Source organism: Marinimicrobium alkaliphilum, from assembly GCF_003259155.1.
GTDB classification, from domain to species: domain Bacteria; phylum Pseudomonadota; class Gammaproteobacteria; order Pseudomonadales; family Cellvibrionaceae; genus Marinimicrobium_A; species Marinimicrobium_A alkaliphilum.
Map to the genome: position 1 here is coordinate 367,447 of NZ_QGMQ01000001.1, position 17,551 is coordinate 384,997.

16 protein-coding genes and 1 tRNA gene are annotated in these 17,551 nt (G+C 57.6%); 15 read left to right on the forward strand and 2 right to left on the reverse strand.

Going from position 1 to position 17,551, the window contains the following annotated elements; genetic code table 11:
- The first annotated feature begins 122 nt into the window (after nt 1–122).
- The 6 genes from rpsA to DKW72_RS01725 all read left to right on the forward strand — a co-directional run bounded on the left by rpsA (nt 123) and on the right by DKW72_RS01725 (nt 6,365).
- A complete protein-coding gene (gene rpsA, locus DKW72_RS01700; protein WP_111640915.1) occupies nt 123–1,796 on the forward strand; it encodes a 30S ribosomal protein S1 in 1,674 nt (557 codons plus the stop codon).
- A gap of 226 nt (nt 1,797–2,022) precedes the next feature.
- Nucleotides 2,023–2,313, forward strand: a complete 291-nt coding sequence (gene ihfB / locus DKW72_RS01705; RefSeq protein WP_111640575.1) for an integration host factor subunit beta — start codon at nt 2,023–2,025, stop codon at nt 2,311–2,313.
- A 38-nt stretch (nt 2,314–2,351) separates the two neighbouring features.
- Nucleotides 2,352–2,651 carry a lipopolysaccharide assembly protein LapA domain-containing protein gene (locus DKW72_RS01710; RefSeq protein ID WP_111640576.1) on the forward strand — a complete coding sequence of 100 codons (300 nt, stop codon included), beginning with the start codon at nt 2,352–2,354 and terminating at the stop codon, nt 2,649–2,651.
- A 4-nt stretch (nt 2,652–2,655) separates the two neighbouring features.
- On the forward strand, nt 2,656–3,837 hold the full coding sequence (gene lapB, locus DKW72_RS01715) for a lipopolysaccharide assembly protein LapB (RefSeq protein ID WP_111640577.1): 1,182 nt from the start codon (nt 2,656–2,658) through the stop codon (nt 3,835–3,837).
- Between the two features lie 74 nt (nt 3,838–3,911).
- A complete protein-coding gene (locus DKW72_RS01720; RefSeq protein WP_111640578.1) occupies nt 3,912–4,112 on the forward strand; it encodes a DUF2788 domain-containing protein in 201 nt (66 codons plus the stop codon).
- Between the two features lie 48 nt (nt 4,113–4,160).
- Nucleotides 4,161–6,365: a response regulator gene (locus DKW72_RS01725; protein ID WP_111640579.1), complete on the forward strand. Its 2,205-nt coding sequence runs from the start codon at nt 4,161–4,163 to the stop codon at nt 6,363–6,365.
- A gap of 5 nt (nt 6,366–6,370) precedes the next feature.
- Here DKW72_RS01725 and xthA read toward each other — a convergent pair whose 3' ends face one another.
- Nucleotides 6,371–7,183, reverse strand: a complete 813-nt coding sequence (gene xthA, locus DKW72_RS01730) for an exodeoxyribonuclease III (protein WP_111640580.1) — start codon at nt 7,181–7,183, stop codon at nt 6,371–6,373.
- Between the two features lie 75 nt (nt 7,184–7,258).
- Nucleotides 7,259–9,394: a carboxy terminal-processing peptidase gene (locus DKW72_RS01735; protein ID WP_232522279.1), complete on the reverse strand. Its 2,136-nt coding sequence runs from the start codon at nt 9,392–9,394 to the stop codon at nt 7,259–7,261.
- Nucleotides 9,395–9,774: 380 nt separating this feature from the next.
- Here DKW72_RS01735 and thrS point away from each other — a divergent pair, with 380 nt between their 5' ends.
- The 9 genes from thrS (at nt 9,775) to DKW72_RS01780 (ending at nt 17,543) form a co-directional block, all read left to right on the forward strand.
- Complete coding sequence (thrS, locus tag DKW72_RS01740; protein ID WP_111640581.1) at nt 9,775–11,694, forward strand: threonine--tRNA ligase; 1,920 nt, start codon at nt 9,775–9,777, stop codon at nt 11,692–11,694.
- 17 nt (nt 11,695–11,711) lie between these two features.
- A complete protein-coding gene (infC, locus tag DKW72_RS01745) occupies nt 11,712–12,251 on the forward strand; it encodes a translation initiation factor IF-3 (RefSeq protein ID WP_111640582.1) in 540 nt (179 codons plus the stop codon).
- A 60-nt stretch (nt 12,252–12,311) separates the two neighbouring features.
- Nucleotides 12,312–12,509 carry a 50S ribosomal protein L35 gene (gene rpmI, locus DKW72_RS01750; protein ID WP_111640583.1) on the forward strand — a complete coding sequence of 66 codons (198 nt, stop codon included), beginning with the start codon at nt 12,312–12,314 and terminating at the stop codon, nt 12,507–12,509.
- Nucleotides 12,510–12,548: 39 nt separating this feature from the next.
- Nucleotides 12,549–12,908, forward strand: coding sequence for a 50S ribosomal protein L20 (gene rplT, locus DKW72_RS01755; protein WP_111640584.1), 360 nt, complete (start codon nt 12,549–12,551; stop codon nt 12,906–12,908).
- Between the two features lie 281 nt (nt 12,909–13,189).
- On the forward strand, nt 13,190–14,203 hold the full coding sequence (gene pheS / locus DKW72_RS01760; RefSeq protein ID WP_111640585.1) for a phenylalanine--tRNA ligase subunit alpha: 1,014 nt from the start codon (nt 13,190–13,192) through the stop codon (nt 14,201–14,203).
- Between the two features lie 44 nt (nt 14,204–14,247).
- On the forward strand, nt 14,248–16,620 hold the full coding sequence (gene pheT / locus DKW72_RS01765) for a phenylalanine--tRNA ligase subunit beta (protein ID WP_111640586.1): 2,373 nt from the start codon (nt 14,248–14,250) through the stop codon (nt 16,618–16,620).
- 45 nt (nt 16,621–16,665) lie between these two features.
- Entirely contained in the window at nt 16,666–16,977 is a 312-nt protein-coding gene (gene ihfA, locus DKW72_RS01770; protein ID WP_111640587.1) for an integration host factor subunit alpha, read from the forward strand.
- Nucleotides 16,955–17,317, forward strand: coding sequence for a MerR family transcriptional regulator (locus tag DKW72_RS01775; protein ID WP_111640588.1), 363 nt, complete (start codon nt 16,955–16,957; stop codon nt 17,315–17,317). The genes ihfA and DKW72_RS01775 overlap by 23 nt, the downstream gene beginning before the upstream one ends.
- A 149-nt stretch (nt 17,318–17,466) precedes the next feature.
- Nucleotides 17,467–17,543: transfer RNA gene (locus DKW72_RS01780), tRNA-Pro, on the forward strand.
- Nucleotides 17,544–17,551 lie beyond the last annotated feature (8 nt).

Consider the following 17,551-nt stretch of genomic DNA (forward strand, 5'->3'; position numbering starts at 1 on the left):
CATTTGTGGTACCTCTCGCCGATAGTTCACTGACCCGTACGACTGGCAGTACGGATGTCGGGTGTCGCGCACTCAACCCTAACCGCCGCGGCCCCGCACGACTGAAGGTAGCCTTGATGAGCATGAGCGAAAGTTTTGCTGAGTTATTTGAAGAGAGTTTAAAGACCGTTGAGATGGTGCCCGGCACTATCGTTACCGGTGTAGTTATTGACGTTGATAAAGACTGGGTCACCGTACACGCTGGCCTCAAGTCTGAAGGCGTTATCCCTGCCGAGCAGTTCCGCGATGAAAATGGCGAAGTCACACTGCAGGTGGGTGATGAGGTTCAAGTGGCCCTGGAAACCGTGGAAGACGGTTTCGGTGAGACCCGCCTGTCCCGTGAAAAAGCTCGTCGTCTGGAGGCCTGGAAGGTTCTGGAAGCAGCACACACTGCTGACGAAGTTGTTAAAGGTGTTATCAACGGTAAGGTCAAAGGCGGCTTTACTGTGGACGTTTCCGGCATTCGCGCTTTCCTGCCCGGCTCTCTGGTGGATGTGCGCCCGGTTCGCGAAACGGCTCACCTCGAAGGCAAAGACCTGGAGTTCAAAGTCATCAAGCTCGACCAGAAGCGCAACAACGTGGTGGTATCGCGTCGCGCTGTTCTGGAGCAAGCCAACTCGGCCGAACGCGAAGAGTTGCTGGCTACCCTGCAAGAAGGTATGGCAGTTAAAGGTATCGTCAAGAACCTCACCGATTACGGTGCCTTCGTTGACCTGGGCGGCGTAGATGGCCTGCTGCACATTACCGATATGGCCTGGAAGCGCATTAAGCATCCGAGCGAAATCGTCAATGTCGGCGACGAGATCGACGTCAAGGTTCTGAAATTCGATCGCGAGCGCAACCGTGTGTCTCTGGGTCTGAAGCAACTGGGCGAAGATCCCTGGGTACAAATCACTACCCGTTACCCGGAAGGTGCCCGCGTCAAGGCTACCGTCACCAATCTGACCGACTACGGCTGCTTTGCCGAGCTGGAAGAGGGTGTTGAAGGTCTGGTGCACGTTTCTGAAATGGATTGGACCAACAAGAACATCCACCCGTCCAAGGTTGTTCAAGTGGGCGACGAAGTGGAAGTGATGATCCTGGATATCGACGAAGAGCGTCGTCGTATTTCCCTGGGCATGAAACAGTGCCAGGAAAATCCCTGGGATGCCTTCGCGCGTACCTGGGCCAAGGGCGACAAGATCTCCGGTAAGATCAAGTCCATCACCGATTTCGGTATCTTTATCGGTCTGGAAGGCGGCATCGACGGTCTGGTTCACTTGTCCGACATCTCCTGGCAGGAAGCTGGCGAAGAAGCCGTACGCAAGTACAAGAAAGGCGACGAGCTGGAAACCGTTGTTCTGGCGATTGACCCCGAGCGCGAGCGTATCTCTCTGGGCATCAAGCAGCTGGAAACCGATCCGTTCTCTGAGTATGTTGCCGTTAACGACAAAGGCACCATCGTCAAAGGTGTGGTCAAGGAAGTAGAGGCGAAAGCCGCGATCATCACTTTGGCTGACGACGTTGAAGCGACCCTGAAGGCCTCTGAGCTGAGCCGCGAGAAGGTGGAAGACGCCCGCAACGTGCTCAAAGAAGGCGATGAAGTGGAAGCCAAGATCGTGGCTGTGGATCGCAAGAACCGCAACATCAGCCTGTCGGTCAAGTCCAAAGACGTGGAAGACGAGAAGGTTGCTGTGAAAGATCACAAGCAGTCTGATCAGCCTTCGCCGACCACTCTGGGTGACCTGATCAAGGCCCAGATGGAAAGCCAGGACTAAGTTCTACCGCCAAACCCCGCCTAGGCGGGGAATGACACAAAAAACGCGCCTTCGGGCGCGTTTTTTGTTGTCTGGCGGTTGATTTTGTCTCAGTTTTCATTTCCGCGCCCCTTGCACCTCGGGGGATGACGTTATAAGCTAACCTAAGTCCTTGAAACTGGACGTAAATTGGCGCTTGAGGAAGTACGCCGATGGCTGAAATTTTCTAACAACTAGAGTGCAGGCCATGACCAAATCGGAACTGATTGAGTACATCGCGGAAAAGCAGGATCATCTTCCCGTCAAGGACATTGAGCTGGCGGTCAAGTTGATTCTTGAGCATATGTCAGATGTACTGGCCACCGGGGGACGCATCGAAATTCGCGGTTTTGGCAGCTTCTCGCTGCATTACCGGGCACCGCGTATGGGGCGCAACCCAAAGACCGGTGCCACGGTGGAGCTTCCGGGTAAGCACGTTCCTCATTTCAAGCCTGGCAAGGAAATGCGCGACCGGGTGAATGAAAGCCTGAAATCCTGATCACTGACGGCTCTGACGGGCCAGCAGGTGTGTACTTCATGAAGCAATTCTTATTCTGGGGCAAACTGGTCGTGGCCGCGCTCGCCTTGATCCTCGGCGCCTGGTTTGCCTTCGAAAACAACCAGCCCGCTCAGGTATGGCTGTTTGGCAGCGCGCTGCCCGAGTTTCGTCTGGGCTTCTGGCTTTTGGCCTTTTTGTTCCTGGGTACCCTCGTGGGTTTGCTGCTGGGAAGCTGGGCGGCCTGGCGCGTGCACCGTAGACTCAAGGCCCGAGAGCGGCAATTGGCTTTTTGCGAGCGCCAGCTGGAAAAGCTGGGCAACCGCTCGCTGAGGGATTGAGGGTATGGACGGCCTCGGGCTGCTGGTACTGCTGATTGCGACGCTGGCGGCAGGCCTGTTTCTGGGCTGGCGTGCCCGCGAGCGGTTTCGGCGCGGCTTCCAGCCCTTTGCCAGTAGCTATTTTCAAGGACTGAACTATCTTCTCAATGAACAGGTCGACGCCTCTGTCGATGCCTTTATCGATTCCCTGGAAGTCTCGCCGGAAACCCTCGATACCCACCTGGCACTCGGTAACCTGCTGCGTCGCAAAGGCGAGGTGGCCAAAGCCATCAAGATCCATCAGAATTTGTTGTCACGTCCTAGTCTGGGTCTGGAGCATATGCATCAGGCCCAGCTGGAACTCGCGCGCGACTTTATCAAAGCGGGTCTGCTCGATCGCGCTGAAGGCCTACTGCACGAGTTGACCGAGTCCTCTGCCGAGTACCGGGCCGACGCCCTGGAGCATCTGATCGAGATTTACCAGGATGAGCGCGAGTGGGACAAGGCCGTGAAGGCGGCGGAGCAGTTGCTGGGACGACGGCAGAATAAGAACTACCAGTGGTTGTCGGTGGCGGCCGGCCACTTTTGTTGTGAAATGGCTCAGGCCTACCGCGACAACAACGATATTCTCAACGCCAGGCGTTTACTCAAGCAGGCGTTGCAGTATGACCGCAGCTCGGTCCGTGCCCTGATGGACTGGGCAGCGTTGGAGTTGCAACAGCAGGAATACCGGGAGGCTCGGCGTCTGCTCCAGCGGGTGCCTTCTCAGGATCCCGATACCATTCCGGAACTCTTGCCGTTGCTGCGTGAGCTCTATTGGCATCAAGGCGACCAGATCGGGTTGTTCCGTTACCTGAGCGAGCTGCAGGAGCAGCACCCTAGTGCTTCGCTGGTGATTGAGCTGGCGGATGGCCTGCAGCAGCGTGAAGGCGAGATGGCTGCTCAAGCGTACATTACCGAGCAGCTTCGGCGACGACCTTCGCTCAAGGTGCTGGCGCGCTTGGTGGAATCGCATTTGCAGTTTTCCGAGGGGCGTGCCCGGGAGAACCTTTTGTTGCTCAAGAGCCTGCTCGATCAGGTCCTTGCGGCCAAGCCCGGGTATTGCTGCTCGCAGTGTGGCTTTACCGGCAATCAGTTGCATTGGTTGTGTCCGAGCTGCAAAAGCTGGGGTACTATCAAAGCGATTCGCGGAGTGGAAGGCGAATAGCGACTTCTCCGTGGCAGGGGCAGGGCAGTTTCGATACACTGGCTCGAAGCCAACAAACAAATACCCCGACTATCATGACGATTGAACAGTTTGAGACCTGGTCGCTGATTCTTGGAATCGGTGGCCTCATCGCCTTTATGGCGTTTATCATGTGGGACCTGGCGCGCGAGTCCAAGGCGGGCCGGTTTGGGACGTTTATCCTCTTTACCGCCCTCGGGCTGGGTTTGCTGGGTTTCGTCATCAAGACAGTTCTGGTGGAAGTGATTAACAAATAACCGTATAGCGCCTTTGTCCGGGTGCAGAACGGCAATAGAGTGGCCGCTATGTTTCAACTCTTTATTCCCGGTTCCAAGGTGCAGAAAGATCGCCAGATTATGCGCGATACCGACGCCCGGGTTGCCAAATACAGCCGTCGTGGGCTGATTGTCAATTTCCTGGTTTTTATTCTTGCCCTGGCGTTTGGCGATTTCTATCAGAAGCAGCCTACCCTCGCGATTGTTCTGGTGACAGGCTTGCTCTTGCTGACGCTGCTGCGCGGTTATTTTCTGTTCCGGTTCGATACGCTCTACGCTCGAGCCCCCGGGCGCTGGCGCAACCAGTATTTCATCGCCTCCTGCCTGGGAGCCGCCTGGTGGAGCTTTATTCTGGTCAGCCTCACGTGGTCCGAGGGAATGCGTGACGAGACACTGATCATGTGGCTGTACACGGTGGTGTTTTACTCCAGCGTGGCCAACGTCTTTGCGCCTTACCGGCGATTTCTGACCATTTACCTGTTTATCGGTCAGGTGCCTGCGGCGGTTACCGCGATCATGCTTGGCTATGTTGATGGTTACCTTTACGGCAGCATCATGCTGGTGTTCTATTTTATGCTGGCGCATCAAGCCAAGACCACCTCACAAACCTACTGGGAACGCCTCGAGGCCAACTACGCCTTGCGTGAGCGGGCCAAAGGGTTGGAGAATCAACAGCGCAGCTCCCTTGCGGCGATCGAGCTGAAGAATGAGTTCCTGGTCAACCTTGGGCATGAGTTTCGCTCTTCGCTCAATGATATTCTCGGTACCCTGGCTCTGGTGGATGAGAGTAAGCTTTCCGAGCGCGAGCGCGAGCTGCTGGCGATGGCCAGCAAGGCCAGCGAGCGTCAGTTGGATCTGGTCAATAACGTGGTCGATTTTTCCAAGATCACGACCAAGTCTCTCGACCTCGATGAAACGGTATTTGATTTGCGTCGCCAGTTGGAGAAACTGGTTCAGGAGTTTTCACTGGAGGCACATCAGCAGGGTATCGAGCTCAACTACCTGTTTGATCCCGAATTACCCCAGCGTGTACGCGGCGACGCGGCGCGTATGGGGCAGGTATTGGGCACACTGCTCAGCCACAGCCTGAAATTTGCCAGTAGCGGTACGGTGCTGGTCGAAGCCAACTTCAATCAGGATCAGAGCGACAGCGGTGAGCTGCAGGTGGTTATCAGCGACTCGCGTCAGGGCCGGCATGCCGCGGACGATGGCCGTGATGACAGTCCGGATGAAACTCTGACCGGTATCGGCCTGGCGATCTGCAAGGGATTGGCCGAGTGTATGGGGGGGCGTGTTCACATTCAGGAGCGGCGTGACACCGGGAATCGTATCGTCATCACCCTGGCGCTGGAAGTGGTGGCGCACGAGTTGAAAACCTTCGCCGAGGACGCCAGGCTGCGAGGCAAGCGTGTGTTGTTGGTGGACCTGCCAGACACCATTGCCCAGGATATTGCCGATGAAATCGGGAATTGGGGTATGCAGAGTGCGCTGGTGGAAGGTTTTGATCAGGCGCTGGAGCACTTGCAGGCCAGTGAGAAAGCCCAGGAAGCCATCGATCTGGTGCTCATTTACAACAGGCTCAATAGCCTCAATGCGCTGGTGTTGTCCAAAGAACTGGCGACCCACGATAGTTTTGGGGGGTTGCGTCAAGTTATTGCCATGAGCGTGCTTCAGCGGGATGCCGATGAAGTGCATGCGCACCTGCGGGATTACCCGCAGGTGACCTGTATTGAAAAGCCCATTATGCGCAAGCGCTTGCACGATGTCATCGTACACCGACTGCTCCAGGATGCGGTGGGCGCCCCTCCGGAGCCGGAATCGGAAGAGGCTGAGACACCCAAACCGACCAGTGGTGGGCGGCGGGTGCTGTTGGTCGAGGAGCAGCGGGTCAGCCAGATGGTGCTCTCGGGAATGCTGAAAAAGCTGGGTTGCTATGTTCAGGTCAGCGCCAGCGGTAGTGAAGCGGTATCCATTGTGGAAAAAGACAAGTTCGACCTGGTGTTGATGGATTGCGACTTGCCCGAAGACGAAGGGCTTTCCTCCGCACGGGCCATTCGCGCCCTGGAAGCGGGCAGCGGGAACAAGCAACGCCTACCGGTGATTGCACTCAGTGGCCAGGGCGGGAGTGACGAGAAGTCCCGCTGCCTGGATGCGGGCATGGATGACCTGTTGGCCAAGCCTGTGCGCCTGGATGAGCTGTCGTCGCGCCTCAATCGTTGGTTGGCGGCGCGCTAGGACACTCAGCTGAAGTTGGCCCAGATCGGGCAGTGATCTGAGGGCTTTTCCATAGCGCGAATCGTATAGTCAATGCCGGCATCGGCACAGCGGCCGGCCAGTGCCTCGCTCGCCAGAATCAGGTCGATGCGCAGGCCGCGCTTGGGGTCATCTTCAAACCCGCGGCTGCGGTAGTCAAACCAGCTAAAACGGTCGTCAACTTCGGTGTGCAAGGCCCGATACGTATCTTCCAGTCCCCAATCCAGCAGTTCGTCCAGCCACTCCCGCTCTTCGGGCAAGAAACTGCATTTGCCGGTACGCAACCAGCGCTTGCGGTTCTGCTCGCCAATACCAATGTCGATATCCCGGTGAGAAATGTTCATGTCGCCCATGACCAGCAGCTGTTCTTGTGGACTGTGCTCGCGGCGCAAATAATCCATCAAACCCTGGTAGAAGCGACGTTTGGCGGGAAACTTGATCGGGTGGTCGCGGTTCTCTCCCTGGGGGAAATAGCCGTTCAGGACAGTCACTTCTCCTCCCAGAGGCGAGGCAAAGCGGCCACCAATAAAGCGGCGCTGGGCGTCAGGCGAATCCTCAGGAAAGCCTTTGATGACCGTCTTGAACGGGTGGCGAGAAAGTAGGGCGACACCATAATGCGTCTTCTGGCCGTGGAAGGCCACCTCATACCCCAAGGCCTCGATCGCGGCCTGGGGGAAGTCTTCATCCGTTGCTTTGGTTTCCTGTAAGCCGATAAAGTCTGGTTGGTGAGCGTCAATCACCGCTTCGAGCTGGTGCAAACGGGCGCGCACGCTGTTGATGTTGAATGACAGGGCTTTCATCCCGGCAATCCTTTTGGTTACAGTGGGTTCATAAAAAAGGCCCCACGCGGGGGCCTTGTGCAGATTTGAATAGGCTTAAAAGTTTGCCAGTCGGGCGTTGTCCTGGCGTTCTAGTTCGCGAATAAAGTCGAGCAGAATATTGCCCGCTTCGAACAGCAAGGCATCACCATCCGGGTCGATTTCCTGAGAGTGGCGTCCGGCCGCGAGTGGTGATTCACCCTCGACGTCTTCGTCATCCAGGTCGGCGAAGTTCTCCAGCGGCTCCAGGCCTTTGGCCTGCCGGCGGATATTCTCAAGGGCCAGCGAGCGCGCCTCAATAGCTTCCTGCTCAGCCTGGCGCGTCGCTTTGCGCAGGGAAATGCGCTCGCGGTTGCGATTCTCTTCCATCAATCCGGCTTGACCGACCAGATAGGTGAAGTCCGGGTCGCGCGCGGCGCGCTGCTCGTGCGCCTGCTGCATCTCAGGCAGTACCCGGTTGATATCAAAATAGCGGGCATGGGGCACGGCGTGAATTTTGTCCCAGGGCAGAGCGTGATCGTAGGCGCTCTCACCCACGTCTTCGAGGCTGACCATGCTCGGGAACGCGATATCCGGAACAACGCCGCGGTGTTGGGTGCTCTCCCCGGAGATCCGGTAAAACTTGGATTCGGTGATTTTCAGTTGTCCCTCATCCAGGGGAATCATGGACTGCACAGAGCCTTTGCCGAACGACTGAGTGCCGACGATGACGCCGCGGCCGTAGTCCTGCAGGGCGCCGGCAAAAATCTCCGAAGCGGACGCGCTCAGGCGGTTGATCAGTACCACCACCGGGCCGCGATAGGCGGCGCGCGAGTGGGAGCGGAAGTTGCGCGAGATCTGCTCGTTCGAGTGACGAATCTGCACCACCGGCCCCTGATCGATAAACAGGTCAGTGAGGGTGGTCGCTTCCTGAAGCGAACCGCCGCCGTTGTTGCGCAAGTCAATGATCACGCCATCGACACCTTTTTCATCGAGCTCGCCCAGCAGACGATAGACGTCGCGGGTGGTGCTTTTGTAGTTGGGGTCGCGATTGCGATAGGCCTCAAAGTCCATATAGAAGGTCGGGATGTTGATGACCCCGAGGCGATACACGTCTTCGCCGCTGCCGAGTTCAAAGACGGCACTTTTGGCAGCCTGATCTTCCAGTTTGACGGTTTCGCGTTTGATGCTGAACGTGCGCGTGGGGCTGCCCGGCGAAGCATTGGCAGGGAGTACCTCGAGCCGTACGAGAGTATCTTTGGGGCCGCGGATCTTTTGCACGACCTCGTCCAGGCGCCAGCCAACGACGTCGACCATCTCGCCTTCGGCGCCTTGGCCAATGGCGACAATTCGATCGGCGGGGCGCAGATCGCCCTGACGGTCAGCCGGGCCAGAGGGCACCACGCGCAACACCTTGGTGTACTCGTCTTCGCTTTGCAGTACCGCGCCGATGCCTTCGAGCGAAAGCGACATATTGATGTTGAAGTTCTCCATCGTGCTCGGCGTCATATAGCTGGTGTGCGGATCGTAGAGCGTCGCCAGGGCGTTGATCATGCGCTCAAAGGCGTCGTCGGCGGTTTGCTGGTTGATCCGGCGCAGCTGGCTCTGGTAGCGGCGGACCAACACTTCACGGGCGTCATCCAGGCCGCGCCCGGCCAGTTGCAGGTTGAGCAGATCGGATTTCAGCCGCTTGTACCAATGGCTATCGGCGGCCTCCGCGTTGGCGGGCCACTCAGCTTTCTCCCAGTCGATAATCAGGTAGTCGTCGGCGTCGAAGTCATACTCGGTTTCGTCATCTTCAAGGCGCTCGAGCACCCACTCCAGGCGCGCGATGGAGCGCTCGCGGAAGCGATTGAAGATTTCGTAACTGGCCTTCAGGTCGCCGCGCTTGAGGTAATCGTCAAAGCGTGTGCGATGTTGATTGAAGTGCTCGATATCGGTACCGAGCAAAAAGCTGCGGGTGGGGTCGAGGCCCCGCAGATAATTATCCAGATAGCGCGATGAGAGCTCATCGTCAAAGCTGAGGCTGCGGTAATGGCGATCCCCCAGCTGCTTCACCACCTCAACCGTAGCCTGGCGCTGCTCTTTGGTGAAGGTCAGCGGCTCAACGGCGGACGCTTGCCCAGCGGCGCTGACGAGCAGGGCACCGGCAAGCAATAACAGGCGGACAAAAGGGGTCAACATCGGGCGAAACAGCACTTGGGATCTACTCATTGTCTTTCCGGTCTTTTCAGTAAGGTCGGGCGGTCAGTGCCGCCCCTGAACGGCAATAGCTGATACTACTATAGCCCACACACGTTGACTACAAATCGCGCCAGTGGTTGCAGGTGGGCAGGGGGCTTTCTGTAAACAAATGTTAATCGGGTTGAGGGGCTGAGGCGGTATCTATACCATTGTGAGCAAATATTCAGTCATGGGTCTGATGGCTCTGCCTCGATCATGGGTGTTTGTTTGCTGCTTGTGGGGCCCTCTGGGCCCCTTTTTTGCGCCTGTTGGCTCCTCGGCTGGCAATGGCGAGGGGCAATGCCGTATACTTGCGCGCTTTATGATGCACGTGGCCTTTGGTAGGGGTCACCACTGACCAAGGATATGCTATGCCAGTTATTTCCCTTCCCGACGGTTCCAAGCGCGAATTCTCCCAACCGGTTTCTGTCTACGATGTCGCCGCCGATATTGGTCCAGGGTTGGCCAAGGCCACGATTGCCGGGCGCGTCAATGGTCAGCGCGCGGACGCTTGTGATGTGATCGAAGACGACGCCGAGCTGGTACTTTTTACCGGCAAAGATGAAGACAGTCTGGAGATTATCCGCCATTCCTGCGCGCATCTGCTCGGCCACGCCATCAAGCAGCTGTGGCCGGATGTGAAGATGGCCATCGGTCCGACCATTGAGAATGGTTTCTACTACGATGTGGATCTCGATCATCACCTGACTGACGAGGACATCGAAGCGCTGGAAAAACGTATGAAGGCGCTGGTCAAGACTGAATACGATGTGGTCAAGAAAGTGGTTTCCTGGCAAGAGGCTTACGATACCTTCAAGACCCGCAACGAACCCTACAAGCTGGAAATTCTGGAGCGGGATATTCCCCGTGACGCCACGCCGGGTCTGTACCATCACGAAGAATATGTCGACATGTGCCGCGGGCCGCACGTGCCCAATATGCGCTTCTGCAAACATTTCAAATTGATGCGGGTATCCGGCGCCTACTGGCGTGGGGATTCCGATAACAAGATGCTTCAACGCATCTACGGCACCGCCTTTGCGGACAAGAAGCAGCTGGCGGCCCATTTGAACATGCTTGAGGAGGCCGCCAAGCGCGACCACCGCAAGCTGGGCAAGAAACACCATTACTTCCACTTGCAGGAAGAAGCCCCGGGCATGGTGTTCTGGCACCCGCGCGGCTGGGCGATCTACAGCGCGCTGGAAGACTATATGCGCCAGGTCCAGCGCAACAATGGCTATCAGGAGATTCGCACTCCGCAGGTGGTGGATCGCACTCTCTGGGAGAAGTCCGGGCACTGGGCCAAGTTCAAGGACAATATGTTCACGGTGGAGTCCGAGGCGCGCGACTACGCCATCAAGCCCATGAACTGTCCCTGCCATGTGCAGGTGTTCAACCAGGGCCTGAAAAGTTACCGGGAGCTGCCCCTGCGTCTGGCCGAATTTGGCAGCTGTCACCGCAATGAAGCCTCGGGCACGCTGACCGGACTGATGCGGGTGCGCGGTTTTGTCCAGGATGATGGCCACATTTTCTGTACTGAAGGCCAGATTCAGGATGAGGTGTCGGCCTTCACCGATCTGCTGTACCAGGTGTACGCAGATTTCGGCTTTGAGCAGGTGATCATCCGTATCTCCACGCGCCCGGAAGAGCGGGTTGGCAGCGATGAGGTGTGGGACAAAGCCGAGAAAGCGCTGATGGATGCCCTGGCCGCCAAGGGCCTCGATTATGACCTGTTGCCGGGTGAGGGGGCCTTTTACGGTCCCAAGATCGAATTCTCACTCAAGGATGCCATTGGCCGGATCTGGCAATGTGGCACTATTCAGGTGGACTTCTCCATGCCGGGGCGCCTGGATGCCCAGTATGTTGCCGAAGACGGTTCGCGCCAGGTGCCGGTCATGTTGCACCGGGCCATTCTGGGTTCGTTTGAGCGTTTTCTGGGTATTTTGATCGAAGAATACGAAGGTGCCTTCCCGGCCTGGCTGGCGCCCGAACAGGCGGTGGTGCTCAATATTACGGACAATCAGGCCGAATATGTGAAAAAAGTCGAGAAAACCCTGCGCAATAAAGGCTTTAGGGTCATTTCGGACTTGAGAAACGAGAAGATCGGCTTTAAAATTCGCGAGCATACCCTTCAGCGGATTCCCTACTTGCTGGTAGTCGGCGATAAAGAGATGGAATCCGGGGCTTTGGCCGTTCGCACCCGTGCGGGTGAGGATCTGGGGGTAATGACGATAGATGCCTTTGCCGAGCAGTTGTCTGCAGACATCGCCCGGCGTGGGCGCAAAGAGTAATTTTCGGAGAAACAGCTATCAAACGAGATAATGCCAAAGGTAAGTCCAAGAAAGCCCGTATTAACGATCAGATCGATGTCCCCGAGGTCCGACTGATCGGCCCGAACGGCGACCAGATCGGTATCGTCAAGCTGGAAGACGCCCTCAAGGCGGCCCAGGAGGCCGACTTGGACCTCGTAGAGATGGTGTCAGAGGCGGAGCCACCGGTCTGTAAGGTCATGGACTACGGCAAGCATCTGTTTGAAATCAAGAAAACCAAGGCCGCTGCCAAGAAGAAACAGAAGCAGCAGCAGATCAAAGAAATGAAGTTTCGTCCAGGGACGGAAGATGGGGACTATAAGGTCAAGCTACGCAACCTTACACGTTTCCTAGAAAATGGGGACAAAGCCAAGGTATCTCTACGCTTTCGCGGCCGCGAGATGGCTCACCAGGAATTGGGCTTGGAAATGATGCAACGCATCGAGCACGACCTGGAGGAATTGGGGACTGTTGAACAGGCACCCAAGATGGAAGGCCGTCAGATGATGATGGTCCTTGCCCCCAAAAAGAGAAAGTGATCGGGCTTTTAGCTGCCTAGTTCACTTATTATTATCCATTAAATGCGGAGTACTATTCCCATGGCATCAAAAGCTAAAGTACACAGTGGCGCCGCCAAGCGCTTCAAGAAGACCGGCGCTGGCTTCAAGCACAAGCACGCCAACAAGAGCCACATCCTCACCAAGATGACCACCAAGCGCAAGCGTCACCTGCGCGGCACCAGCATTCTTAACGAAGCTGATGCACCGTTGGTCAAGCGTATGTTGCGCGCCAATTAATCTGGCAGTCACACACCCAAATTTTGAGAGGAGAATGTTATGGCCCGTGTTAAGCGTGGTGTAGAGGCGCGTCGTCGTCACAAGAAAATTTTGAAACTTGCCAAAGGTTATTACGGTGCGCGCTCGCGCGTGTTCCGGGTTGCCAAGCAGGCCGTGATCAAAGCCGGTCAATACGCTTACCGTGACCGTCGTGTCCGCAAGCGTAATTTCCGCGCACTCTGGATTACCCGTATTAACGCCCAGTCTCGTGCTGAAGGCGTGACTTACAGCCAGTTGATCGCCGGTCTGAAGAAGGCCAATATCGCTCTGGACCGTCGTGTATTGGCGGATCTGGCCGTTCACGATAAGGCTGCGTTTGCAGCTGTGGTTGCACAGGCTAAATCAGCTCTGGCTGCTTAATTGTCGGCAACTGTCCTGGTCGGTAACGACCAGGGGTGAATGCGATAGATAAGGGAGGGGCTGTTGAGGTCCCTCCCTTTTTTATTATGTACTGTTTCCCCGGGTTGGTTCTGATAGAGACCGGCAAGAGCCTCGGGGTATGCTTATGAAAACGCATGAATACATCCCTGTAGCTCCCTCTCTTCATCCTTGAAGAGAGGGTTTCATAAGCATACCCCGAGGCTCTTGCCTCTGTGCCAGCCCTCACCGAATCAACGATTGATAATTGTTTGGGACCACTGATGGATAATCTCGTTGCGCTGACTCAAGACGCATTGAAAATGGTTGCCGAGGCTCAGGACCTAGCTGCGCTGGATAAAGTGCGGGTCGAGTGCCTGGGGAAGAAGGGCAGTATCAGTGCCCTGATGAAAGGGCTGGGCAAGTTGTCGCCGGAGGAGCGGCCGGCGGCCGGAGCCGAGATCAACAAGGCCAAGACCCAGGTGCAGGACGCACTCAATGCCCGCAAGACCGAGCTGGAAGGGGCAGCAATCGCTGCCCGTCTGGCCGAAGAGACTGTGGACGTGACCTTGCCCGGGCGCGGCCAGCAGCCCGGTGGTCTGCATCCGGTCACGCGCACTCTGGAGCGTATCGAAGGGATTTTTGCTGCGGTGGGCTACACCGTGGAGGTGGGCCCGGAGGTGGAGGACGATTACCACAACTTCGAGGCCCTCAATATTCCGTCTCATCACCCGGCGCGGGCGATGCACGACACTTTCTATGTGGATGACAGCCACGTGTTGCGCACCCACACCTCGCCGGTGCAGATACGCACCATGGAAGACAAAGAGCCGCCGATTCGGATTGTCTGTCCGGGGCGGGTGTACCGGTGTGACTCGGATCTGACCCATACCCCGATGTTCCACCAGGTCGAAGGCCTGGTGGTGGACAAGGGCATCAGCTTTGCGGATCTCAAGGGTACCGTGGATCAGTTTCTCAAGGCGTTCTTTGAGGTCGATGTGCCGGTGCGTTTTCGGCCGTCCTACTTCCCGTTTACCGAGCCGTCGGCCGAGGTCGACATCCAGTGCACCCAGTGTGGTGGCAAGGGTTGCCGGGTGTGCAAAGGCACGGGCTGGCTTGAAGTGATGGGCTGCGGCATGGTGCATCCGGAAGTATTCAAGGCCAGCGGCGTTGACCCGGAGGTCTACACCGGTTTTGCCTTTGGTATGGGGGTCGAGCGCCTGGCGATGTTGCGCTACGGCGTCAACGACTTGCGCCTGTTCTTTGAGAACGATCTGCGTTTTCTGAAGCAGTTTTAAAGCGCCCCACAAACCGAATAACGCGAATTGATTAGAGACAGATTATGAAACTGAGTGAATCCTGGTTGCGCGAATGGGTGAACCCCTCGGTCACTACCCAAGAACTGGTGAGCCAGCTGACCATGGCCGGTCTGGAAGTGGATGCGGTTGAGCCGGTGGCCGGTGACTTCAGCGGCGTTGTGGTGGGCGAGATTGTTGCCGTCGAGCAGCACCCGGATGCGGACAAGCTGCGGGTCTGTCAGGTGGCCGGTGGTCCGGACGGGAATGTGCAGGTGGTCTGTGGTGCGCCCAACGCACGCACAGGCATAAAAGTGCCCTTTGCCCTGGTGGGCGCCAAGCTGCCGGGCGATTTCAAGATTAAAAAAGCCAAGCTGCGCGGGGTTGAGTCCTTTGGCATGCTGTGCGCGCAGACGGAACTGCAGGCCGGGGATGACGACGACGGCCTCTGGGAGCTGCCCGTGGATGCGCCGGTGGGCGAGGATCTGCGCAGCTACCTGCAGCTGAATGACCAGATTATTGAAGTGGACCTGACCCCCAACCGCAGTGATTGCCTGAGCCTCAAGGGCATTGCCCGGGAGGTGGGTGTACTCAACCGGGTGCCGGTCACCAGCCCGGTGATTGCCCCGGTGCCTGCGGTGAATGACGAGGTGCGCGGGGTGACCCTTAAAGCCCCGGAAGCCTGCAGCCGTTATGTTGGGCGGGTCATTCGCAACGTCGACGTCAGTCGGCCCAGTCCGCTGTGGTTGCAGGAAAAACTGCGCCGGGCGGGCCTGCGGCCCATTGATGCCATTGTCGATGTGACCAACTTTGTCCTGCTGGAGCTGGGCCAGCCCATGCATGCCTTTGACCTGAACACCCTGGAGGGCGATATCCAGGTGCGTCTGGCGGAGCCGGGCGAGAAACTGACCCTGCTGGACGAGCAGGAGATCGCCCTGAACGCCGATACCCTGGTGATTGCGGATCAGGCTAAAGCCTTGGCGATGGCGGGCATCATGGGTGGCCTGGGCTCCTCGGTGACCGCCCAGACCCGGGATATTTTCCTGGAAAGTGCCTTTTTCAACCCGATCGCCATTGCCGGACGGGCGCGCAGCTATGGTCTCCATACCGACTCCTCGCACCGCTTTGAGCGCGGTGTAGACTTTGATCTTCAGGTAACCGCTATCGAGCGCGCCACGGCGTTGCTGCTCGATATTGTCGGCGGCGAACCCGGTCCGGTGATCCATCAGGCCGATCAGCAGGCGCTGCCTCAGGTGCGCACGGTCACCCTGAACAAAGCGCGCTTGGCCAGCGGCCTGAGCCTGGCGGTCGCGGATGCCGACGTCGAGGATATGCTCACGCGCCTCGGGTTGGTGGTCATCGACCGCGCCAGCGACAGCTGGACCTTCAGTGTCCCCAGCTACCGCTTTGATATCGCCATTGAGGAAGACCTGCTTGAAGAAGTGGCCCGCATCTACGGTTACGATCGCCTGCCGACCCGCTCTTTGGCGGCGCCTATGGCCATTCAGCCCAGCCCGGAAAGCCGCGTTGGTCTGCCCGTGGTGCGCAACCGGTTGACGGCCCTGGGCTACCGTGAGGCGATCACCTACAGTTTTATCGACCCGAAACTCAGTGCCCGCTTCGACCCTGACGTGGTTCCTGTGGCACTGCGCAACCCCATCAGCGCCGATATGGGCGTGATGCGTACCAGCCTGCTGCCGGGCCTGGTAGAGGCCCTGCGCTACAACCTTAACCGCCAGCAGGAGCGCGTACGCCTGTTCGAGAGCGGTCTGCGCTTTCGTCCGAGCGGAGACGGCCTGAAACAGGAGCCGATGGTGGCCGGTCTGATTTACGGTGGCCGCGATCCGGAATCCTGGGCGGGCAGCGCCGACAAGGTGGATTTTTTCGATATCAAGGGGGATCTGGAAGCTCTGATCGACCTTACCGGCGAGCCGGCGAATTTCTCAGCTGCCAGTCATCCGGCGTTGCACCCGGGCCAGTGTGCCGGGGTCTATGTCGCAGGCGAATGCCTGGGTCATGTGGGTGCCCTGCATCCGCAGTTGCAGCAGGCGCTGGATATTCCCGGGTCTCTCTATCTATTCGAGGTTGAGCAGCGCCTGCTGGCTGAGGCGCGTCTGCCGCGTTTTGAGCCGCTCTCGCGTTTCCCGGGTGTGCGGCGTGACCTGGCCCTCAATGTGGCTCGGGACCTGCCTGTCGAAAGCCTGCTCACTGGCGTTAAAAACAACGCGGGTGAGCAGCTGTCAGACTTAAAGGTCTTTGATGTCTATACCGGCAAAGGTATTGATCCGCAACGAAAAAGTGTCGCTCTGGGCTTGACCTTTCAGCATCCTTCGCGCACTCTTACCGAAGATGAGATCAATGCCTCCATTGAGACAGTTGTTCAGCACCTGGAGGCCACATTCGGAGCGACCCTCCGGTAGGGCTTTGACAGCCAGCCTGGGGGCATCACGAGCAGAGACACAACTATGTCCGACGGCGCTTTGACCAAAGCGGACCTGGCAGAGAAGTTGTACCACGAGCTGGGCCTGAACAAACGAGAAGCCAAGGAGTTGGTGGAGCTCTTTTTTGAAGAGATCCGCCACGCCCTGGAAAGCAATGAGCCGGTCAAATTGTCCGGCTTTGGCAATTTCGACCTGCGCGATAAGAGTCAGCGCCCGGGTCGCAACCCTAAAACCGGTGAGGAAATTCCCATCAGCGCCCGGCGCGTGGTGACTTTCCGTCCAGGACAAAAACTCAAGGCGCGAGTAGAAGCATATGCTGGAACCGAGTCACAATGACGAGTTGCCGGTAATCCCCGGCAAGCGTTACTTTACCATCGGAGAGGTCAGCGAACTGTGCGCAGTCAAGCCCCATGTGCTGCGCTACTGGGAGCAAGAGTTTCCGCAGCTCAAGCCGGTCAAGCGCCGGGGCAATCGCCGCTACTATCAGCACCAGGATGTGGTGACCATTCGCCAGATTCGCAGTCTGCTGTACGAGCAGGGCTTCACCATCGGCGGCGCACGCCAGCAGATGGAGGGGGAGGGACTGACACCCCAGAGCCCGAGCCAGTTTAACCAACTGGTGAAGCAGATGATTGCCGAACTGGAAGAGGTGCGCGACACCCTCAAGGTGCGTTGAGCGGGCAAACCCTAAGCCCTTGATCCAGAAAACCTTTTGCGACGGGAAAAGCCACAATTATTTCTTTGTGGCTCTTGCAAAACCACGAAAATCGGGTATTATGCCCGCCCACATGACGCGCAGCACGGCGTCCATGGGATACCAGATATCGGAGCGTAGCGCAGCCTGGTAGCGCACTACACTGGGGGTGTAGGGGTCGCAGGTTCAAATCCTGCCGTTCCGACCATATTGAAA